The organism is Mycobacterium intermedium (genome assembly GCF_002086275.1).
Taxonomy (GTDB): Bacteria; Actinomycetota; Actinomycetes; order Mycobacteriales; family Mycobacteriaceae; genus Mycobacterium; species Mycobacterium intermedium.
In genome coordinates this window covers 26,059-47,064 of sequence record NZ_MVHT01000049.1, presented here as the reverse complement: position 1 = coordinate 47,064, position 21,006 = coordinate 26,059, and the positions used below count along the sequence as shown (strand labels likewise).

The following is a 21,006-nucleotide window of genomic DNA, read 5'->3' as shown; positions in this document are numbered from 1 at the left end:
CGACAAGTGCGCGGTTGGCGCTGACGCTTCACGGCAAGTCACACCCGTCACTTGCGTCTCCGTTCCGGACGGGTGGCCTCGTGCCCGGCTCGTAGCGACAACGCGAGCCACCACCCGACGGGCACAAAGCGCTCGGCACCAACTGAAATCATTTCGGCCACTTGCGTCTCCTCTGCGGGCGGCGAGCTCACCGAGCTCACGCGGACAATTTCGCCGCCTCCCGCAACGCAAGCACTCGTTGATGAATTCGGTGTTCGGTACCGCGCGGTATGCACCCCGGCCCGTATCGGCCGCGCTTCAGCCGCCGCACCCGGTCCCGTCCCGCCTCCCAACGCAGAGCGTCGGAAATGGCCTTGGATGGCCTGCCTCGAACGCTGAAGCCGTAGTACTTCAGCACATCAATCATTTCGGCGACGGTCGCCGGCCCATGTAGTGCCAGGTGCAACGTCAGTACGTAACGAAGTTCGATCCCACGGAGTTGTCTGGTCATGTCATAACATTCGCATACGGGTCCGACATGAAATTGAAAGTTCTGCTGCACAACCGATCTCGCGGTCGGCAGCACCCCCAGATTGTCGCTACAAGCCGGGCACGAAGCCACCCGCCCGGGCTAGAGACGCAAGCGACAGATGTGACTCAGCCGCACAGCGACAGCGCCGCACCCCCAGATTGTCGCTACAAGCCGGGCACGAAGCCACCCACCCGGGCTAGAGACGCAAGCGACAGATGTGACTCAGCCGCACAGCGACAACACGATCCCATCCAAGATGTCATGCTCGCTGACGACCAACTCATCGATGCCCGCCCGGGCACGCAACTCACGCGCCAACTCCTCGACAACGATTGCACCGCCGCCGATTACGTCCACCCGGCCCTCGTGCATCGGACCCAGGGCGGCACGTTCGGCACGAGTCATACCGATCAATCCCTCGCAGACGGCCATCAATCTATCGCCCGGAACCCGCGAAAGGTGAATGGCCGCAGAGTCATACGCCGGCATCTCATGTGCCAGTGCAGACAAGGTGGTCATCGTCCCGGCCAATCCCACCCACGTCCGGGCTTCCTCGACCGGCACCACTTGCAGTGCGGCATCGAGCTTTTCGCGAACCACAAACCGAGCCGCCGCCACCTCGTCGGCGGTCGGCGGATCGGAGTGCAGACAGCGCTCGGTCAACCGGACACAGCCGATATCCGCCGAATAGCTCGCCACCACATCGGCGCCCGACTTGCCGAGCACGATTTCCGTCGACCCGCCCCCTAAGTCGACAACCACGAAAGGAGCTTCGGCACTGTCCAATTCACCGACAGCACCACGAAATGACAACTTTGCTTCCTCAGCGCCGGTGATCACTTCGGCCACCGAGCCGGGAATCACCGCACCGAGCACCTCGGCCGTCATGGCAAAGAAGACATCGCGATTGGCCACATCGCGCGCTGCCGACGTCGCGACCATCCGCACCCTTTCGACGCCGTGCTTCCGTAACAACTCCGCGTAGTCAGTCAGCGCGACGCGGGTCCGTTCGATCGCCGCATCGGCGAACTCGCCCGTGGCATCAACTCCCTGCCCCAGCCGCACAATTCGCATTTCGCGGTGAACATCGCGCAACGCACCGTCGGCAACGTCGGCAATGAGCAACCGCAGCGAATTGGTACCGCAGTCGATACCGGCGAGACGCCTAGTCCTCCCTGACATCAGCGCCACTCTCCCGTCAGCATCGCCACCGTGGAAGGCTCCGCGGCCAATAGCCACACCGCCTCATCACCAAGAGGGTTCAACCCGGGCCCCTTAGCCAGCGAATGCGCGATCAACACATGCAGACACTTGACCCGATCGGGCATACCACCGGCCGAAACCCCGGTCCCAAGCGGCTCGATCGCATTCCGCTCCGCCAAATACGACTCGTGCGCCCGCCGATAAGCGGCGGCCAACTCCGGTTCCCTTCCTAAACGCTCGGTCATCTCACGCATGAGGCCGGTGGTTTCCAATCTGCTCGCCGCCGACGTGAGAACCGGATGCGTCAGGTAGTACAACGTCGGAAACGGTGTGCCATCAGGAAGTCTCGGCGCGGTCTTCACCACTCCCGGTGTGCCGTCGGGGCACCGGTAAGCGATGGAAAGCACTCCACGAGGCGCGCGGCCGAGCTGACGAGCCACCACCTCGAGATCCGCTGGGTCAACCACCGGGCGTCGTTGGGTTGCTCGGCGCCGGTCCGCCCGGGCCCGACTCGGGCTCGGAGGGCGCCGGCGTAACGGCGGCGGGAGGAAGGTGCGGGGTATCGGCAATGGTGTGCCACAGCGCGGTGTACCAGGGATCGTTCTTGGTCGGCATCGGCTCCTCCGCCCCCGGTGCCCGCGACGGCGTGACCTGCGGTAGCTGAACCTGGATTGGAATGTCCCCAGGCTTGACGAATCCCAGACGCTCACGAGCCTGCGCCGCAATGTACGCCGGGTCGGACAACTGACCCTTGCGCTGTTCCAGCTCGGCAATCTGACTGCGCAGCGCGGCTTCGGTGGCCGCCAGCTGCTCCATCTCGGTGCGCTGGGCGAAATAGGTGCGCACCGGCCCCGCAATGGTCAACGTGAGCACGCAGACCACCGCGGCCAGCACCGCCGCTCGTCGCGCCGTGAAACCCAGCCGCTGCTCCGACCGCTGCTCCAGCGATTCGCTGATCGACCGCTTGATCGGTTCAACGACATGCTCCTGCACCGAGTGCGTGCCATTGCGGCTTGCCCGGGGTGCCGGCGAGGGCTTGGTAAAGCGACGGCCACGACCCGAGTCGCCAGCCTTCCCCGGCCGCGAGGCCGGGCCGCGACGTTTCGGGTCGGACTTGGGCGCCAAGCTATTTCAGCCTATTTCGGGTCCGGCGTGTACCGCGGAAAGGCCAGGTCGCCGGCATAGCGAGCGGCGTCGCCCAGCGCCGCTTCGATCCGCAACAGCTGGTTGTACTTGGCGACGCGTTCACTGCGGGCCGGCGCACCGGTCTTGATCTGTCCGCTACCCACGGCTACGGCCAGATCGGCGATCGTGGTGTCTTCCGTCTCACCACTGCGGTGGCTCATCATCGTGCGGTACCCGCTGTGGTGGGCCAGCGCAACCGCATCGAGCGTCTCGGTCAGCGTCCCGATCTGATTCACCTTGACCAGCAACGCATTTGCCGCACCACGCTCGATTCCCTCTTCGAGGCGTTCGGGATTGGTGACGAACAGGTCGTCGCCGACGATCTGCACCCGGTCACCGATTGCGCCCGTCAGAGTGACCCAGCCGTCCCAATCATCCTCGGACAGTGGATCTTCGATCGACACCAACGGATAAGAACCGAGTAGACCGGCGTAGAACTCGGTCAGTTGCTCGGCAGTGTGTACCGAGCCCTCGAAGTTGTAACCGGTTCCGTCGGTGTAGAACTCGGTGGCCGCGACGTCCAGGGCCAGCGCGATGTCGGAGCCGACTTTCAAGCCCGCAGACTCGATGGCCCGCACGATCAGATCCAGCGCCGCGGTCGTACCGGCCACGTCGGGAGCGAAGCCGCCCTCGTCCCCCAGACCGGTGGACAAACCCTCCTTCTTCAACACCGACTTGAGCGAGTGATACACCTCGGCGCCCCACCGCAGCGACTCGGCGAAGCTGGGCGCCCCGATGGGGGCGATCATGAACTCCTGGACGTCAACTCCCGTGTCGGCGTGGGCGCCACCGTTGAGGATGTTCAACATGGGCACGGGCAGGATGTGGGCGTTCGGTCCGCCGACGTAGCGAAACAGCGGCAACTCCGCGGAATCCGCCGCAGCCTTGGCCACCGCCAACGAGACGCCCAGGATCGCGTTGGCCCCCAGCCGGGACTTGTCCGGCGTCCCGTCGAGGTCGACCAGCGCCTGGTCGACCAGTCGCTGGTCGTCGGCGTTGAGTCCGATCACCGCCGGGCCGATCTCGTCGAGCACGGCCTGCACAGCCTTCTTGACGCCTTTGCCGCCGTAACGCTCGCCGCCGTCGCGCAGCTCGACGGCTTCGTGTTCGCCGGTCGACGCGCCCGAAGGCACCGCGGCGCGCGCGAATGTTCCGTCGATCAGCGCCACCTCGACCTCGACCGTCGGGTTGCCGCGGGAATCGAGGATCTCGCGGGCCCCGACTTGCTCGATAATCGGCACTGGGTTCTCCTTTACCTTCTAGCTGCGTCCTGGTTGCCGGCGGCCCCTGGGCTCGCCTTTAGCGCCTTTAGCGCCTTAGCGCCCTAGCGTAAAGCCTTGGTCAGCGATCCATCCTTCTATAGCGGGTGACCTGCCGCATAGGCGGTCGCCCAGTCCCGCACCGCTCGCGCATAAACGCCCGAGTTGTTATAGGCCTTGAGCGCGGTAATCCACCCCCGCGGAGTCGAGAGATCCTTTCCGCGCCAACACAAGTAACCCGCGGCCGATAGCGCCGCATCGTCGATGTTGTCCGGGTCGGCGACGCCGTCGTTGTTGGCATCCACCCCGTACAGACGCCATGTCTCGGAGATGAACTGCATGGGCCCTTTCGCCCGTTCGAGGGCCTCTTCGCCGGCCAGCTCGCTCGCCTCGGTGTCCACGATCCGGAGATTTCCCCCCGTGCCATCGAGGCGAACCCCTCTAATCGGGGGCCTCACATCCCCGTTGGGCGCAATTGTGGCCCCTCGATAGGTACCGTTGTGGCTCTCGACCATCCCGATGCCCGCCAGCGTGGTCCACGCCAGATGACACTTCGGGTTCTCCACCTCCGCGACCCGTGCGGCATACGCGTACGCCTCAAGCGCCACGACCGGCATCTCCAACGCCGGCGCCCGCAGCTCGGCCCACTCCCGTAGCTGATCAGCGGGTCTACCCGCGGCGTAGGTGTCAACCGGCGGCACCGGATCACCGGGAGGAGGCGGCACGCCCTCAGGAATGAAGAGGCTGAGCTGCCAGGTGCAACTAGACGCTAGGAGCATCGCGGTAGCCCCTATCACGGCAACCGCGCGTAACCAACGTCTCGGCGACAAAACACTCCCCTGTACAAGCTCGAGTCCTGCCATCGTCCCATGACCGCGCAAAGTCCCCGGGCGAATACGGGGCGCGCCACCCACAAATCTCACGAGTTTCAAACAATTACCAATTTGCTGGCGGTGATTTTAGCAATCGTCATCACAGCGCTAAACAGCCAGAAATTGCACACCGCAAACATCGGCATGGTTCCTAGCGACGACCTTTGCGCTTTTTCGACCCACCGCGAGGCTCTCTAGACACTTCCGCATCTTCCGGGCTTTCCGACACTTCGACGACGTCTTCGGCGACATCATCGGCGCCAGCAGCGCCCCCATCCCAGCCCGCGTCCACCGGCCAGTGTGCACGCCACTCCTCGGCAGAAACAACACCCAACGGCGTCACATCCAACTCCTCTGCGACGCTGTCGCCACGGCGCGCGGCGGCGATGGCCGCCTCCGCCTTGCGCAACGTGTCGGTAAAGTCCAAAATCGCTGTCCGCAGCGTGTTTTCCGCATCGACATCGGCCGATACCGAAATCGAAGTGATCTCTTCCGGTATCAGCTCAGCGGGCAGTCCCGCCTGCTCTACTCGTTGAATCACCTTCTGCGCCAACGCCAACGCCGGTTGGCCGGTGTGCACGTCGTCCAATACCGAGTGATGCGCCTTGCGTGACCGTTCCAGCGCCTTGGCTTCCTCCCACTGCGCCATCTGGTCTTGCAACGAAATATTTTCGCCCGCAAGGACTCCCGGCACCCGGTTGCCAAGTTTGCGGATCAGGGTGTCGGCTACATCGTCGACACTGAACGGCGACTGCGCAGCGTCCTCTGCGATGCGCGAATGGAAAAGGACCTGAAGCAGCAAATCGCCGAGCTCTTCACGCAGTTGGTCGACACTGCCGCTGTGGACGGCATCCAACAACTCGTAGGTTTCCTCCAGCAGATACCTGCGCAGCGAGTCGTGGGTTTGTTCACTTTCCCAAGGCCCATTGGTGCGCAGCTTGTCCATCATCGCCACGGCATCGAGCAGACGTTCGCCGCGCTGCGGAGGCGGTGCGGCGATCAACCGCGCTCCGGCTACCAACCTAGCCACCACCGCCGGGTGCTCAGGGTCAGAAGACAGCAATACCGGCGCATCCTCGCCCATGTGCACCGGATGCGCGTCGGGCAGCGACCACGGCACCGCGATCGGCATTTCCTCGGTGTATTGCACCGGCCCGGTGAGGAGCTCGATGGCGTCGACGGGCACCAGCGAGGGGCGGCGTGGGTCGACCAGAACGACGATCATTGCTGCCCACTATTCACTGGATGCCTTCGTCATACCAATATCCTGCTGCGGCTTCCCGGCCAGCGCCGTCAGCAGATCGGCCACCATCTGCACCAGTTCGACGTCACGGATGCGCGGAGCGCCGATCCCGCCGGCGGCGCGCGGGATGGGAACCTGCACGGTGGCGGTGGTGGCCCGGTAGTGCGCGCCCGGATAGATCCGTTTGAGCCGCACCTGGGCCGAATCGGGCAGATTCATCGGCGCCAGGCGCACTGTCGCCGCTGACGGGGCCGACACCTCGGTGACACCGGCGGCCCGGCACAGCAGCCGCAGCCGGGCCACCGCGACCAGGCGCCGGGCCGGTTCCGGCAACGCCCCGTAACGGTCGATCAGCTCATCCACCACGGCGCCGACGGCCGCGTCGTCCTGGGCAGCGGCCAGGCGCCGGTATGCCTCGAGCCGTAGCCGGTCGCTGGCGATGTAGTCCGGCGGCAGGTGCGCATCGACGGGCAGGTCGATCCGCACATCCTTGGGCTCTTCGGGGCTGCTCACGACCTCGCCGTCCGCGGCCGCCCGGTACGCCTCCACCGCCTCGCCGACCAACCGTACGTAGAGGTCGAACCCGACCCCGGCAACGTGCCCGGACTGCTCGACGCCCAGCACGTTGCCGGCGCCGCGAATCTCCAAGTCCTTCAGCGCCACTGCCATGCCCGCGCCCAATTCGTTGTTCTGCGCAATGGTCGCCAACCGGTCGTAGGCGGTCTCGGTCAGCGGCGTGTGCGGCGGATACAGGAAGTAGGCGTAACCGCGTTCGCGGCTGCGGCCGACCCGTCCGCGCAGCTGATGTAGCTGCGACAGGCCGAAAGTGTCGGCGCGCTCGACGATCAAGGTGTTGGCGTTGGAGATGTCCAACCCGGTTTCCACGATGGTGGTGCAGACCAGGATGTCGTAATCCCGGTTCCAGAATCCCTGCACGGTACGTTCCAGCAGCTCTTCCGGCATCTGCCCGTGCGCGACGACGATCCGGGCCTCCGGCACCAGTTCGCGCAGCCGGGCAGCTGCGCGGTCGATCGAACTGACCCGGTTGTGCACATAGAAGGCCTGCCCCTCGCGAAGCAGCTCGCGTCGCAGCGCCGCAGCGACCTGCTTGTCGTCGTGCGGGCCCACGTAGGTCAGCACCGGATAGCGCTCTTCGGGTGGGGTCAGGATCGTCGACATCTCGCGGATGCCGGCCAGGCTCATCTCCAAGGTGCGCGGGATCGGCGTCGCGCTCATGGTCAGCACGTCGACGTGGGTGCGCATCGACTTGATGTGTTCTTTGTGTTCGACACCGAATCGCTGTTCCTCATCAACGATGACCAGGCCCAGGTCCTTCCAGCGCACGCCGGTCTGCAGCAGCCGGTGCGTGCCGATCACGATGTCCACCGTCCCGTCGGCCAACCCCTCGATAACCGCGCGCGACTCGGCCGCGTCGGTGAATCGGGACAGACCCTTGACGGTCACCGGGAACTCGGCCATCCGGTCGCTGAAGGTCTGTAGGTGCTGGTCGGCCAACAAGGTCGTCGGCACCAGCACCGCGACCTGCTTTCCGTCCTGAACCGCCTTGAACGCCGCCCGCACCGCGATCTCGGTCTTGCCGTAGCCGACGTCGCCGCAGATCACGCGGTCCATCGGGATCGGCTTCTCCATGTCGGCCTTGACCTCTTGGATCGCGGTGAGCTGGTCGACGGTCTCGGTGAAGCCGAACGCGTCCTCCATCTCGGCCTGCCACGGGGTGTCCGGCCCGAACGCATGCCCGGCGCTGGCCTGGCGTTTTGCGTACAACGCCACCAACTCGCCGGCGATCTCGCGCACCGCGCGGCGCGCCTTGGTCTTGGTGTTGGCCCAGTCGCTGCCGCCCAGCTTGCTCAGCGCGGGCGCCTGGCCGCCGACGTACCGCGACAACTGATCCAACGAATCCATCGGGACATACAGCTTGTCGGAGCCGCCGCCGCGCTTGGATGACGCATATTCGAGCACCAGATACTCGCGCCGGGCACCTCCGACGGTCCGTTCGACCATCTCCACGAAGCGGCCGATGCCGTGCTGATCGTGCACCACCAGGTCGCCGGCGGTGAGCGCCAGCGGGTCGACGGTGTTGCGGCGCTTGGCCGCCAGTCGCTTGCCTTCCGCGTTCGTCGTCCTGCTGCCGGTGAGGTCGCTTTCGGTGATGACGACGAGGTCGGCACCTGGGATGACGACGCCTTCGTGCAGGGGCCCCTTGAGCACGCCGACGACGCCTGGCTTGGGCTTGGCGCCCGACTCCAACAACCCTGCGGGGGTGTCGGATTCGGCCAGTCGCTCGACCACCCGATGCGCGGTACCGGCGCCGGGCGCGACCACCACACCGTAGGCGCCGCCGGCGACATGAGCGCGCAGCATGGCGAAGATCTCGTCGATGTCCCGTTGATGGCCGCGGGCCGACGGCGCGGCGCGAACGTCCAGTTCGATCGCCGATTCGTCGGAAAGCTGGCTCAAAGTCCACCAGGGATGGTTTCCCCGTGCCGCGGCGGCGCGTACCTCGTCCAGTTCGGCAAAGCCCGAACCGCCCAGCTGTTCGATGTCGACGGGCGCCCCGCCGCCGATCGCGGCGACGGACCAGGACGCTTCGAGGAATTCGCGGCCGGTCTTGATCAGGTCGGCGGCGCGGGTACGGACCTTTTCCGGGTCGCACACCAGCACGGGCGTTCCGTCGGCCAGCTGGTCGGTCAGCAGCGCGTGAGCGCCGGGCCGCAGCACCGGGAGCAACGCCTCCATGCCGTCGACCGGGATGCCCTCGGCGAGCTTGGCCAGCATGTCGGAGACGCTGCCGGTCACCACATCGCCGACCACCGGATGCTCGGCGGCCAGTTCCGCCGCGCGCGCCCGCACCTCGTCGGTGAGCAGCATTTCCCGGCAGGCGACGGCGATCACGGTGTCGACGTCGAGCTCGGGAATCGAGCGCTGGTCGGCGACCGAGAACATCCGGATCTCGGTGATCTCGTCACCCCAGAACTCGATGCGAACGGGATGTTCGGCGGTCGGCGGAAAGACGTCCAAAATGCCGCCGCGAACGGCGAATTCGCCGCGCCGGCCGACCATGTCCACGCGGGTGTAGGCCAGTTCGACCAGGCGCGCGATCAGCTGCTCGAAGTCGATCTCCAGGCCCACGGTCAGGGCGAGCGGTTCCATCAGGCCCAGCTGCGGCGACATGGGCTGCAACAGCGAGCGCGCCGCCGTCACCACCACCCGCAGTGGCGGGCCCAGCCTGGTGTCGTCGGGGTGGGCCAGCCGGCGCAGGACCATCAGCCGGGTCCCCACGGTGTCGACGCCCGGCGAGAGCCGCTCGTGCGGCAGGGTCTCCCATGACGGGAAGACCGCGACTGCATCGCCGAAGACGCCCCGCAGCTCGGCGGTGAGGTCGTCGGCTTCGCGCCCGGTGGCGGTGACCACCAATAGCGGGCCTTGCTGCGCCAGTGCTGCGGCCACGAAAAGGCGCGCACTGGCAGGGCCTACCAGCGCCAATTCGTCGGGCCGATCGGAGGCGCGCTCGATCAGATGTTGGAAAGTGGGCGCGGTGAGCGCCAAGTCGAGGAGCCCGGCGATCGGGGTATCTGGGCTAGCAGCCCCCGTTGCGGTCATGATTCGCCCATTCTAAGGGCGCTGGTTGTGCCGCTTCCGAGCCCGGCGCGGCCGACCAGCCCGCGGGCTCGCCTGAACCAGGCTCCTATCGTCGGGATTTGGCCTTACGGGCGTTGGGACTCGACGGCTGGCTACCAGGGCATCGTCGCCCACGAGTAGAAGGCGCCGTTGCCGACGTCATGGACGCCGTACGAGTCCCAGTAGTACTCGTGGCAGACGCTGCCGTCCCACGGAACGGGCCGCCCCGCCGGGTTGGGGTCGCCCGGACACCACGTCGTGCACGCCTGGAGGCGGGGGCAGTTGCCTTGATCGGCCGTCGCGGACGGTGCAGCGATGATGGCCGCCGTAGCGATTCCTGCCGCGATGAAGGGGAATATGCGTCGTGCTCGGTTCATGTTGGCTCCTGGGGTGCTGGCTGATCCCGTCCGGGCCGCCTACCTAGCAGGTAACTGCCGCCGGACTGCTACCGATCACAACACCGTGCGCTTGCGTTCTTCTTGCGCCCGAAGGAGTCACTCGTCCTGCAAGCGCGGGTCGGCTTCCAGATGAGTCAGGCCGTTCCACATCAGGTTGACCAGGTGCGCGGCAACCACTTCCTTCTTGGGTTCACGGGTGTCGAGCCACCATTGCGCGGTCATCGATACCGAACCCACCAACGCCTGGGCGTAAAGGGGGGCCAGGTCGGGGTCGAGTCCCCGACGGGCGAAGTCGCCGGCCAGGATGGACGCGACCTGGCTGACGGCGTCGTTGAGCAGACTGGAGTATGTTCCCGAGCTGATCGAGGCCGGCGAGTCGCGGATCATGATGCGGAAACCGTCGGTTCGTTCCTCGACGTAGGTCAGCAACGCCAGCGCGACCCGTTCCACCCGCACCCGGGACCGGTTGTTGGTCAGCGAGGACGTGATGCCGTCCAGCAGGGCGGACATCTCTCGGTCCACGACCACGGCGTAGAGGCCTTCCTTGCCGCCGAAATGCTCGTAGACGACCGGCTTGGAGACGTTGGCGCGTTGGGCGATCTCTTCGATCGAGGTCCCGTCATAGCCACGTTCGGCAAACAGGGATCGCGCAATGCCGATCAGTTGGTGTCGGCGTTCGCTGCCGGTCATCCTGGCGCGCGGAGCCCGTATTTCCTTTTCCGGACCCTTGAGCGGCTCAGCCACGGCAACCAGCGTATGCCGCCGATCGGGTAGCCGTCTCACATCCCGCCTGGTGTCAACGCTGAGCCTGTAACTTCGCAGGTCGCCACTCGAACTTTGCCTGCAGGATTACGGGCTTGTCGGACTCCTCCTCCGGCCGCCCGCGGCCGCCATCGTCGTCCACGTGGCCGAATTGTCGGACTCCTCCTCCGGCCGCCCGCGGCCGCCATCGTCGTCCGACTAAAGTCTCATGGTGAAGCGAGGGCCCGCAGCGGCCCGCCGCTCGCAATCCGTCGTGGTGTAATCGGCAGCACCTCTGATTTTGGTTCAGATAGTTCAGGTTCGAGTCCTGGCGACGGAGCACGCTTTTTTGCCGCGAGCGTGCATGAAATGTCACGCTGGACGGCGTGTCGTCGAGCAGACACGCACGCTCGCGGTCCGGAGAGGAAGACATGGCGTTTCGTGGTGACACCGCGGTCCTGGTGTTAGCGGCCGGCCCCGGCACTCGGATGCGGTCAGACACCCCGAAGGTCCTGCACACTCTGGGCGGGCGCAGCATGCTGTCGCACTCCCTGCACGCGATGACCAAGCTCGCGCCGCAGCACCTGGTGGTGGTCTTGGGGCACGGCCACGAGCGCATTTCCCCGCTGGTCAGTGAGCTGGCGGAGAAGCTGGGACGCACGATCGACGTGGCACTGCAGGACAAGCCCCTAGGTACCGGGCACGCGGTGCTGTGCGGGCTGTCCGCGCTGCCCAGTGACTACGCAGGCATCGTGGTAGTGGCTGCCGGGGACACACCGCTGCTGGACGCCGACACCCTGGCCGACCTGATCGCCACCCACAGCGCCACCTCGGCCGCGGTGACCGTGCTGACCACCACCCTGGACGATCCCTACGGCTACGGCCGCATCCTGCGCACGCAGGACAACGAAGTGATGGCGATCGTCGAGCAGACCGACGCCACGCCCTCGCAGCGCGAGATCCGCGAGGTCAACACCGGCGTCTACGCCTTCGACATCGCTCCTCTGCGCTCCGCGCTGGGCCAGCTGAGCTCGAACAACGCCCAGCAGGAGCTCTACCTCACCGATGTCGTCGCGATCCTGCGCCGCGACGGCCACACGGTCCAGGCCAGCCACCTCGACGACAGCGCGGTGGTTGCCGGCGTCAACAACCGGGTGCAGCTCGCCGAATTGGGCGCCGAGCTGAATCGACGCATCGTCTCTGCCCACCAGCTGGCCGGGGTCACCGTCATCGATCCCGCCACGACCTGGATCGACGTGGACGTCACCATCGGCCGCGACACCGTCATCTACCCGGGCACCCAACTGCTGGGCAAGACCCAGATCGGCGGTCACTGCGAGATCGGGCCGGACACCACCCTGAGCGACGTCACCGTCGGCAACGACGCCACCGTCTGCCGCACCCACGGCGCGTCGGCCTCGATCGGTGACGGAGCCACCGTCGGCCCGTTCACCTTTGTCCGGCCCGGAACGGTGTTGGGCGCCGAGGCCAAACTGGGCGCGTTCGTCGAGACCAAGAACTCCACGATCGGCACCGGCACCAAAGTGCCGCATCTGACCTACGTCGGCGACGCCGACATCGGCGAACACAGCAACATCGGCGCCTCCAGCGTCTTCGTCAACTATGACGGCGTGAACAAGAGCCGCACGAAGATCGGTTCCCACGTGCGGACCGGGTCAGACACCATGTTCGTGGCTCCGGTATCCGTCGGGGACGGCGCCTACACGGGCGCCGGCACCGTGGTCCGCGAGGACGTCCCACCGGGGGCGTTGGCCGTATCCGCAGGTCCGCAGCGCAATATCGAGAAGTGGGTCCAGCGCAAACGGCCGGGGACCCCGTCCGCTGAGGCGGCTGAGGCGGCTGAGCAGCAACCCGGCCCGGACCAGACACCGTGACCGGGGTTTTGGCAAACCCGGCTACGATAGGGCCTGCTTTCACCAATTCAATCTCTTTCTGATTCGTCAATCTCCCCTGATATCGCGAGGGCAGCACGTTGAGCCACGACTGGACCGATAACCGCAAAAACCTGATGCTGTTCAGCGGCCGCGCTCACCCTGAGCTCGCCGAACAGGTCGCCAAAGAACTCGACGTCCACGTCACGGCGCAGACGGCTCGCGAGTTCGCCAACGGCGAGATCTTCGTCCGCTTCCACGAGTCGGTCCGCGGCTGCGACGCCTTCGTCCTGCAGTCGTCCCCGTGGCCGGTGAACCGCTGGCTGATGGAACAGCTGATCATGATTGACGCGCTCAAACGCGGTAGCGCCAAACGGATCACCGCCGTCATGCCGTTCTATCCCTATGCCCGCCAGGACAAGAAGCACCGCGGGCGTGAGCCGATCTCCGCCCGCCTGGTCGCAGACCTGCTCAAGACCGCCGGCGCGGACCGGATCGTCACCGTCGACCTGCACACCGACCAGATCCAGGGGTTCTTCGACGGGCCCGTCGACCACATGCGCGCCCAGAACCTACTGACCGGCTACATCCGGGACAACTACCCCGACAGCAACATGGTCGTGGTCTCGCCCGATTCCGGACGCGTGCGCATCGCCGAAAAGTGGGCGGACTCCCTGGGCGGCGTCCCGCTGGCCTTCATCCACAAGACCCGCGACCCGCGGGTGCCCAACCAGGTGGTGTCCAACCGCGTCGTCGGCGAGGTCGCCGGCCGGACCTGCGTTCTGATCGACGACATGATCGACACCGGCGGCACCATCGCCGGCGCTGTTCAGCTGCTGCACAATGACGGGGCCAGCGACGTGATCATCGCCGCCACTCACGGGGTGCTGTCCGATCCGGCCGCCGAGCGGTTGGCCGCCTGTGGCGCCCGGGAAGTGATCGTCACCAACACGCTGCCGATCGGCGAAGAAAAGCGGTTCCCCCAGCTCACCGTGCTGTCCATCGCCCCGCTGCTCGCCAGCACGATTCGTGCCGTCTTCGAAAACGGTTCCGTCACCGGCCTTTTCGATGGAGACGCATAGATGGCTGCTGCCCAGGGTAAGACAGTCATCTACCACAACCCGAAATGCAGCACGTCGCGCAAGACGTTAGATCTGTTGCGGGACAACGGCATAGAGCCCACTGTGGTGCAGTATCTGAAAACGCCGCCGTCCCGCGACGAGCTGAAAGGCATGATCCGCGACGCCGGCATCGACGTGCGCACCGCGGTTCGCAAACGCGAATCGCTGTACACCGAACTCAATCTGGCCGACGCGACCGATGACGAGTTGCTCGATGCGATGGCCGAACACCCCATCCTGATCGAGCGGCCATTTGTCGTCACGCCCAAGGGCACGCGGCTGGCGAGGCCGATCGATACGGTCCGCGAGATTCTGTGAGAGCACCGGCTATAGGACGAATCGCGGCCGCTGCCGCTTTGGCCGTTCTGACCGGCTCCGCCGTGGCCTGCGGACCGAAAGTCCCCGACTATCAAACGATCCTGACGCCCAGCTCGCAAACCAGTACGCCTACGACCACCGAGAAGCCCGTCCCCCTGTCGAAGTATCTGGAAAGCATCGGTGTCGGCGGGCATCAAGTGGCGACCGATTCGCTGCCAGGCCTCACGGTGTCCATTCCGACGCCCCCGGGGTGGGAGCGGTTTACCAATCCGAACATCCCCCCGGAAACGGTGTTGCTTTCGAAAGGCCGCAAGTATCCGACGGCCAGGCTGGTCGTGTTCACGTTGACCGGAACCTTTGACCCGGTCGAAGTCGCCAGGCACGGCAACGCCGACGCGTACCTATTCGACAACTTCAAGAAGCTCGACGAGTCTTCCGCGGATTTCAATGGTTTTCCGTCGTCGATGCTGCAGGGCAGCTACAACCTCGAGGGACAGCGACTGCACACCTGGAACCGGATTGTGATTCCCACCAGCCCCGGGCCGGGCCAAGAGAAGTTCCTGGTTCAGCTGACCATCACCAGCCTCGCCGAGCAGGCGGGCCCCGAAGCGAAGGACATCGAGACGATCATTCGCGGATTCGTGGTCGCCAGAAAGTAGCCCGGCCAAGCCGCGCTCGGCATGAGATCAGCAGAGCTCGTGGTGTTTCGCGCGATTTCCGCCCAGCCGCTTCGCCTCGTACATCGCCGCATCCGCGGCGGCGATCAATTCCTCGAGCAGTGGCTGGTGTTCGCTGGGAACGGTATCTTCTAAACGCGCACAGGCGGTGCCGATGCTCGCGGTGACCCCGGCGGCCGAGGCCGCGATCGCCTGGCACATCTGGCCCGCCAAAGGCTCCGCGTTGCAACCCGCCGAAGTGCCCGCAAGAATAAATTCCTCGCCGCCGGTGCGTGCGACGACCGCCCGATCACCTGCTGCGGCCAGTAGCGACTGGGCAACCTGGACGAGGGCGTTGTCACCGGCGGCGTGGCCACGCATGTCGTTGAGCCCTTTGAAGTTGTCCAGATCGATCAGCAACACCACCATGTGAGAGTCGATGCCCCGGCGGGCCAGCATCATTCCCAGCGCGTTTTGCTGAAAGGACCGTCGGTTGAGCAGCCCGGTCAAGGGATCGCGGTCGGCGCGCAACAGATCACCCGCCAAAGCACGGACCAGGCCTGCGATCGCCAGCGGCAGGGCGATGTTGACCTCGACCACCAGCCACAAATCCACCCCAGCCAATGAGGGGTGTCCGGCCGCGGCCAGTCGTGCGGCCTCGTAGACTCCGACGACTGCCGCCACCGCGAAGTTGTAAAGCACAAATCCGGCGTTGTGAAAGAACGCGATGTACGCGCCGAACGTGGCAAACGCTGTACACCCGATCAGCGCGGCCAGTGGCTCCGGGTGCGCCAGACACGCCAACGCGACGGCGATGTTGCACAACCCTGCGAAGGCCACCGACTGTATTCGGCTTGGCCAACGCCAAATCCACAGCAAGGCCCCGATCACTCCCAACGCGACCGCGATCCAGGTCATGACGACCCCCCGCGTGTCGCGGGGACCGTCGGAACCGAAGAGGAGTACGAGCAGACACAACACCATGGAACCGGCAATGGCCGCGATCACCGCCCGTGTGATGCCGCTGACACCCCGCGCCCCGAGATAGCCGGAAAGCCAATCGTACTGATCGGGCCGCCACCATCGGCGAATCATCTCGATCAATGTTTGGCTCCCCGTCGGTACCACAGACTCTCGCCGCTTTCAGACGCACAAATCGTGGCACATCGCTGATCTTGCCGGTGGGCCCGCGCGCAATTTCATAGCAAAACAAAGAATTGCGCAGGGCGCACATCGCCGCCCAACAAGGGCGCAGCGACGACTGGCGTCAGACGTGCTGGCCTGCTTCTTGGACCAACTGCACCCGTGATTCTAGGCCGAGCTTTGCGTAAACGTGGGTTAGGTGGCTCTGCACGGTGCGGGGCGAGATGAAAAGACGAGCGCCGACTTCTTTGTTTCCCAATCCTTCACGGACCAGGCGCACCACATCGAGCTCCGTCGGAGTCAACGACCCCCAACCACTCGTCGGACGCCTACGCTCGCCACGGCCACGCTGCGCATAGGCGATCGCTTCCTCGACGGACAGGGCCGAACCATCGGCCCAGGCAGAGTTGAAATCGGTCGCCCCCAGCGTCTGGCGAAGGGTGGTCACGGTTGCTTCGTAGTCGGCTTCGTACATCGGAAAGCGACGTTGGGCCATGCGCTGCCGCATCGCGTGCGCCGCCCCTGACAATCGCGTCGCATAGTGCGGGTTGCCGGCATCGGCCGTCAGCCGGGCAAGGCACTCGAAGGTCTGGGGGACGCGCATGAATGCCTGGGTACGCGTGGCGACCGCAAGGGCGTCGTGGGCGTCGCGCTCTGCTTGGTCCAGGTCCCCTTGGGCCGCTGCGACACAGGCCCGAATCGTCAGCGCGCGCACTTGATGGCCACCCGGTACCAGCGCTACGGTCCGGTCGGCCCATTCGCGCGCGGCCACCAAGTCGCCCGCCGCGAGTGCCGCCTCGGCGAGCGGATTGAAGGTAGCAAGGAACGCCTGGCGGCGCTCATCAGTCTGCTGCCAAGACGCCTGGGACGCCTGCCTGGCCACAACGGTGTCGCCGGCGGCCACCGCCGCGTGGGCCAGCACCGCATACACCGCGTCTCCGAAGTAGCCGCCGACGGACTCCGCGGCCACCAGCGCAGCTTGCGCTGCGACGCCGGCTGCGTCCGCCTCGCCCTGGAACGCAAGCACATTCGCGTGGACCGTATGTGCGTAGACCTGCAAGGTGAGGTCTACAGATCGTTCAACCTCCCCAAGGATTTCTTCGATGATCGCGCAAGCGCGGGGAAACTCGCCCAGGATGGCCAGGGTCCCGCACAGCCAGACGCCGCCGCTGGCAACGGTGAAGCGGTCGCCCAGCGCGTCGGCGATCTCCCGCCCCTCTTCGCCAAACGCCCGGGCCGCGAGCAGGTCTCCGTCATAAACGCTCACGCTCGTCTGGTAGGCCAAGAGCTGGCACAGCCGCCACCGATCACCTCTGGCGCGGGCGAACTCGATGGCCTCGGTGAGGTAGGGCTGGCCGAGTTCGGAGTCGTAGTAGGCGAGCATTCCGCAGGCAGCGAGAGCCTGGGCGATCAGCATCGGGTCGCCCAGTTGACGGGCAATGGCCAGCGCTTCCTGCGTCACATCCGGGTCGGCTGGCAGACCCGCCACCAAGGCCAGGGTGCTGCGGTCGCCCACAGCCCAGACCCAGACCGATGGCGCGACCTGCCCAGGACGCACCTCGGCTAACACAGCGTCGAAGCCGGTGAGCGCCTCGCGCAACCGCCCGCTTCTGAGCCAGAACTGCTGTAACGACGACAACAGCCGCAGTGCCGTCTCAGGGTCGCCGTTCTCCCGGCACCACACGAAAGCGGTCCGCAGGTTGTCGATCTCGACCGGCGCCCAGTCCAGCAAAGGCTGGTCGCCGGGTAGAGCCGCCAGTGCGAGACGCAACGCCGTGCCGACGTAATAGTCACGGTGTCGGGTGCGTACTTCGTCGGCCTCACCGGACTCGCCAAGCTTTTCCTGCGCGTAGTGGCGCACTGTTTCCAGCAGTCGGTAGCGCATGCCCCCAGCAGTATCGTCAGCGACCACCAGTGACTTATCGACCAACAGGGTCAGTTGATCCAGCAACTGGTAACCCTCGACCTCGTTGCTGGCACCCACCGCCTGAGCGGCATCGAGGTCGAACCCGCCGGAAAACACCGCAAGCCGGCGAAACAGAATCCGCTCGGGATCGGTCAGCAGCGCGTGCGACCAATCGACCGACGCCCGCAGCGTCTGCTGTCGACGCACCGCGGTACGTGCACCCCCGGTGAGTAAGCGGAACCGGTCATGCAAGCTGTTCAGTATCTGGGTCAGCGACAGGGCCCGAGTGCGCGCAGCGGCAAGCTCGATGGCCAACGGCATTCCGTCCAGGCGCGCACAGATCTCGCCCACTAGCTCCGAATTAGCTTGGTCGACAACGAAATCGGGGCGGGCCCGCCGGGCCCGATCACTGAACAATTCGACCGCCTCGTCGGCAACCGCCAAGGACGGCACCCGCCAGCTCATTTCCCCGGGGACCCCCAGCGGCTCACGACTGGTCGTCAGAACCGTCAATTGCGGGCACGACCGCAACAGGTCGACGACCATGCCCCCGCACGCATCGAGCAGATGCTCGCAATTGTCGAGCAGCATCAACATCGTCTTCTCGGCGAAGAACCGCCCCAGCAGTTCGATGGTGGAACGGCCCGGCTGATCGGGCAGACCCAGTGTGCGCGCGACCGTTACCGGCACCGCGGCAGCATTGTTGATCGGGGCCAGGTCGACGTACCACAACCCGTCGGTGAACTCCGCCCCGAGTTGCGAGGCGACCTCGACGGCAAGTCTCGTCTTGCCCGCTCCCCCGGCACCGGTCAAGGTGACCAGCCGGTTGTCGGCCACCAATCGTCGTAGCTCCGCCATCTCGCGTTGACGCCCAACGAAGCTTGTCAGCTGCGCCGGAATGTTGTGCGACGCAACCGCTGTGCGGACCCGCAGCGGCGGGAACTCGTTGCGCAACTCGGGATGGCACAACTGCACCACTCGCTCTGGGCGCGGCACACCCCGCAACGGATAACTGCCCAGATCGGTCAACCACACACCGTCGGGCAGCCGGTCCACGACAAGGGATTCCGTCACCCCCGACAAGACCGTCTGACCACCGTGCGCCAAATCACGGATTCGTGCCGTGCGGTTGATCGTCGGGCCGGTGTAATTGCCCTCATCGCGCAACTGGATCTCACCGGTGTGCAGGCCGATACGCAGCTTGATCGGCGCCAACGGCGCTCGCTGCAGCGCCAGCGCACATCCCACCGCATCGGACGCCCGCGCGAACGCCGCCACGAAACTGTCGCCCTCACCCTGCTCCACCGGGCGCACTCCGTCGTATGCGGCGACTGTCTCATCCACCGTCCGGTTCAACGCCGCCAGCGCCGCCGTCATCTGCCCGGGCTGGGTCTCCCACAATCGCGTCGACCCCTCGACATCAGCGAGCAGCAGCGTCACCGTCCCGGTCGGCAGCAACTCGCTCACACCCAACTCACTCCAGGTCAGCGCAGGCATCTCCGCGTGTTGGCTCATGGTAGCCAGCATCGCCGCCACAACCTACGCAATACATCGGCGAAACCGCGCGGTTCGGGCCGAGGGCTGCGCGCAATTGCGCGGTCGGTGCGCGCAAAAATGCGCGCAGCGGCGGATCTTTCTGGGCGCCGACCGCCGGATAGTCAAGCCCATGACGATCCAAACAGCGCTCGATTGCCCCAGCGTCTGCCCCACCGGTCTTGACGCCGCACTGCCCACCATCGCCTACGACCAATTCACCGACCCGGCAGAAGCGCACCGCGTCATCGCCGCGACGCGCGCCGTCTCGCCAATCGCCATCGGCCTCTACGGCCCCGAAGTGCTGACCTACGACCTGGTCCGCAAGGTGCTGCGCGACAACCGCTTCGTCACCGCGCAGGGGCTGGGACTCAGCGTGCAAGGAATCACCTCGGGTCCCCTGTGGGACAGGGCAACCAGCAACATCCTCGGTTTGGACGGCGCGGCTCATCACCGGCTGCGGCGCCTGGTGTCGAAGGCCTTTTCACCCCGCGCCGCAGAACGGCTTCGGGGCTTGATCGTCGACGTCATCACCGGCTTGGTCGAACCCTGCGCCGCCGTCGGGCACTGCGATCTGGTCGCCGACATCGCCCGGCGCTACCCCACACCGGTCATCTGTGCGCTGCTCGGCGCGCCGCCACAGGACTGGCAGCTGTTTTCCGATTGGACCGATGCCATCAAGAAGGTCTTCGAAACCAATGTGGTCGAGGACACTCCGGAGATCTTGGCGGCGTGGCGTGAACTGGATGCCTATATAGAGGAATTGATCCGGCGCCGACGGGTGTCGCTGTCCGATGACCTGATCTCCGATCTCATCCGCGCCGAAGATGACGGTGACCGCCTCACTCACGACGAACTGCTCATGCTGTGCGGCACCCTGCTCGGCGCCGGCACCGACACCACGCGCAACCAGCTCGCCGCGGCGATACAGGTGTTGTGCGCGCATCCGGCCCAGTGGGACCTGCTGGCCCGCAACCCCGAACTGGCATCTGACGCCGTGCATGAGCTAATGCGTTATTCCCCAATCATTTTCGGCACCATCCGGCAGGCCGCCGAGGACGTCGAACTCGCTGGGATCCGCATCCCGGCGGGCACCATCGTGCTCGGCAACACCGCCGCCGCCAACCGCGACCCGGAGGTCTTCGAAGATCCGGACCAGTTCGACATCACCCGAACCAACAGTGCGGCCATCATGAATTTCGGAGGCGGCGTGCACTATTGCCTCGGTGCTCACCTGGCACGGTTGGAACTGACCGAGGCGCTTCGGGTGATCCCCTCCCGCATGCCCAAGGCCCGTCAGACCGGCCCGGCCCCGTGGAGATCCATGGCCGGGATCACCGGGCCCACCACCCTTCCGTTGGCGTTCGACAAGTGGTGAGAAGCGGC

17 protein-coding genes and 1 tRNA gene are annotated in these 21,006 nt (G+C 65.8%); 6 read left to right on the top strand and 12 right to left on the bottom strand.

Features of this window, described 5'->3' with window-relative positions:
• Positions 1-196: 196 nt before the first annotated feature.
• The 10 genes from BST27_RS17745 to BST27_RS17700 all read right to left on the bottom strand — a co-directional run bounded on the left by BST27_RS17745 (position 197) and on the right by BST27_RS17700 (position 11,000).
• Positions 197-490 (bottom strand): hypothetical protein, encoded by a 294-nt coding sequence (locus BST27_RS17745; RefSeq protein WP_069418617.1) that lies wholly within the window; start codon positions 488-490, stop codon positions 197-199.
• Positions 491-733: 243 nt separating this feature from the next.
• Positions 734-1,693, bottom strand: coding sequence for a Ppx/GppA phosphatase family protein (locus BST27_RS17740; RefSeq protein ID WP_069418727.1), 960 nt, complete (start codon positions 1,691-1,693; stop codon positions 734-736).
• On the bottom strand, positions 1,693-2,181 hold the full coding sequence (locus tag BST27_RS17735; protein ID WP_069418618.1) for a DUF501 domain-containing protein: 489 nt from the start codon (positions 2,179-2,181) through the stop codon (positions 1,693-1,695). The genes BST27_RS17740 and BST27_RS17735 overlap by 1 nt, the downstream gene beginning before the upstream one ends.
• On the bottom strand, positions 2,174-2,839 hold the full coding sequence (locus BST27_RS17730; RefSeq protein WP_069418619.1) for an FtsB family cell division protein: 666 nt from the start codon (positions 2,837-2,839) through the stop codon (positions 2,174-2,176). Before BST27_RS17730 ends, BST27_RS17735 begins: the two co-directional genes overlap by 8 nt.
• A gap of 11 nt (positions 2,840-2,850) precedes the next feature.
• Positions 2,851-4,140, bottom strand: coding sequence for a phosphopyruvate hydratase (eno, locus tag BST27_RS17725; RefSeq protein WP_069418620.1), 1,290 nt, complete (start codon positions 4,138-4,140; stop codon positions 2,851-2,853).
• Between the two features lie 116 nt (positions 4,141-4,256).
• Positions 4,257-4,988 carry a lytic transglycosylase domain-containing protein gene (locus BST27_RS17720; RefSeq protein ID WP_069418728.1) on the bottom strand — a complete coding sequence of 244 codons (732 nt, stop codon included), beginning with the start codon at positions 4,986-4,988 and terminating at the stop codon, positions 4,257-4,259.
• 193 nt (positions 4,989-5,181) lie between these two features.
• Positions 5,182-6,255, bottom strand: a complete 1,074-nt coding sequence (locus BST27_RS17715; RefSeq protein WP_069418621.1) for a nucleoside triphosphate pyrophosphohydrolase — start codon at positions 6,253-6,255, stop codon at positions 5,182-5,184.
• Positions 6,256-6,264: 9 nt separating this feature from the next.
• Positions 6,265-9,894: a transcription-repair coupling factor gene (mfd, locus tag BST27_RS17710; protein WP_069418622.1), complete on the bottom strand. Its 3,630-nt coding sequence runs from the start codon at positions 9,892-9,894 to the stop codon at positions 6,265-6,267.
• A 131-nt stretch (positions 9,895-10,025) separates the two neighbouring features.
• Positions 10,026-10,289, bottom strand: coding sequence for a hypothetical protein (locus tag BST27_RS17705; protein ID WP_069418623.1), 264 nt, complete (start codon positions 10,287-10,289; stop codon positions 10,026-10,028).
• A 117-nt stretch (positions 10,290-10,406) separates the two neighbouring features.
• Positions 10,407-11,000 carry a TetR/AcrR family transcriptional regulator gene (locus BST27_RS17700; RefSeq protein WP_069418729.1) on the bottom strand — a complete coding sequence of 198 codons (594 nt, stop codon included), beginning with the start codon at positions 10,998-11,000 and terminating at the stop codon, positions 10,407-10,409.
• Between the two features lie 319 nt (positions 11,001-11,319).
• On the opposite strand from BST27_RS17700, the gene BST27_RS17695 reads away from it, so the two are divergent.
• The 5 genes from BST27_RS17695 to BST27_RS17675 all read left to right on the top strand — a co-directional run bounded on the left by BST27_RS17695 (position 11,320) and on the right by BST27_RS17675 (position 15,041).
• Positions 11,320-11,391 (top strand) — tRNA-Gln (locus tag BST27_RS17695).
• A 91-nt stretch (positions 11,392-11,482) separates the two neighbouring features.
• Complete coding sequence (glmU, locus tag BST27_RS17690) at positions 11,483-12,946, top strand: bifunctional UDP-N-acetylglucosamine diphosphorylase/glucosamine-1-phosphate N-acetyltransferase GlmU (RefSeq protein WP_069418624.1); 1,464 nt, start codon at positions 11,483-11,485, stop codon at positions 12,944-12,946.
• A 98-nt stretch (positions 12,947-13,044) separates the two neighbouring features.
• On the top strand, positions 13,045-14,025 hold the full coding sequence (locus BST27_RS17685; protein WP_069418625.1) for a ribose-phosphate diphosphokinase: 981 nt from the start codon (positions 13,045-13,047) through the stop codon (positions 14,023-14,025).
• Entirely contained in the window at positions 14,026-14,382 is a 357-nt protein-coding gene (gene arsC / locus BST27_RS17680) for an arsenate reductase (glutaredoxin) (protein WP_069418626.1), read from the top strand.
• An 11-nt stretch (positions 14,383-14,393) separates the two neighbouring features.
• The gene (locus tag BST27_RS17675; protein WP_372515483.1) at positions 14,394-15,041 is read left to right on the top strand and encodes an LpqN/LpqT family lipoprotein; all 648 of its coding nucleotides are present in this window, start codon (positions 14,394-14,396) and stop codon (positions 15,039-15,041) included.
• Between the two features lie 27 nt (positions 15,042-15,068).
• On the opposite strand, the gene BST27_RS17670 is transcribed toward BST27_RS17675, so the two are convergent.
• Both BST27_RS17670 and BST27_RS17665 read right to left on the bottom strand, forming a co-directional pair.
• Complete coding sequence (locus BST27_RS17670; protein ID WP_069418628.1) at positions 15,069-16,133, bottom strand: GGDEF domain-containing protein; 1,065 nt, start codon at positions 16,131-16,133, stop codon at positions 15,069-15,071.
• Positions 16,134-16,305: 172 nt separating this feature from the next.
• The gene (locus tag BST27_RS17665; protein WP_197518088.1) at positions 16,306-19,614 is read right to left on the bottom strand and encodes a helix-turn-helix transcriptional regulator; all 3,309 of its coding nucleotides are present in this window, start codon (positions 19,612-19,614) and stop codon (positions 16,306-16,308) included.
• A gap of 139 nt (positions 19,615-19,753) precedes the next feature.
• Here BST27_RS17665 and BST27_RS17660 point away from each other — a divergent pair, with 139 nt between their 5' ends.
• Entirely contained in the window at positions 19,754-20,998 is a 1,245-nt protein-coding gene (locus tag BST27_RS17660) for a cytochrome P450 (RefSeq protein ID WP_069418730.1), read from the top strand.
• Positions 20,999-21,006: the final 8 nt, after the last annotated feature.

What these genes read in the sequence shown, in the direction of transcription:
- BST27_RS17745 (WP_069418617.1), bottom strand. Translation starts at nt 490, where the DNA reads ATGACCAGACAACTCCGTGGGATCGAACTTCGTTACGTACTGACGTTG.
- BST27_RS17740 (WP_069418727.1), bottom strand. Translation starts at nt 1,693, where the DNA reads ATGTCAGGGAGGACTAGGCGTCTCGCCGGTATCGACTGCGGTACCAAT.
- BST27_RS17715 (WP_069418621.1), bottom strand. Translation starts at nt 6,255, where the DNA reads ATGATCGTCGTTCTGGTCGACCCACGCCGCCCCTCGCTGGTGCCCGTC.
- mfd (WP_069418622.1), bottom strand. Translation starts at nt 9,894, where the DNA reads ATGACCGCAACGGGGGCTGCTAGCCCAGATACCCCGATCGCCGGGCTC.
- BST27_RS17705 (WP_069418623.1), bottom strand. Translation starts at nt 10,289, where the DNA reads ATGAACCGAGCACGACGCATATTCCCCTTCATCGCGGCAGGAATCGCT.
- BST27_RS17700 (WP_069418729.1), bottom strand. Translation starts at nt 11,000, where the DNA reads ATGACCGGCAGCGAACGCCGACACCAACTGATCGGCATTGCGCGATCC.
- glmU (WP_069418624.1), top strand. Translation starts at nt 11,483, where the DNA reads ATGGCGTTTCGTGGTGACACCGCGGTCCTGGTGTTAGCGGCCGGCCCC.
- arsC (WP_069418626.1), top strand. Translation starts at nt 14,026, where the DNA reads ATGGCTGCTGCCCAGGGTAAGACAGTCATCTACCACAACCCGAAATGC.
- BST27_RS17670 (WP_069418628.1), bottom strand. Translation starts at nt 16,133, where the DNA reads ATGATTCGCCGATGGTGGCGGCCCGATCAGTACGATTGGCTTTCCGGC.
- BST27_RS17665 (WP_197518088.1), bottom strand. Translation starts at nt 19,614, where the DNA reads ATGCTGGCTACCATGAGCCAACACGCGGAGATGCCTGCGCTGACCTGG.
- BST27_RS17660 (WP_069418730.1), top strand. Translation starts at nt 19,754, where the DNA reads ATGACGATCCAAACAGCGCTCGATTGCCCCAGCGTCTGCCCCACCGGT.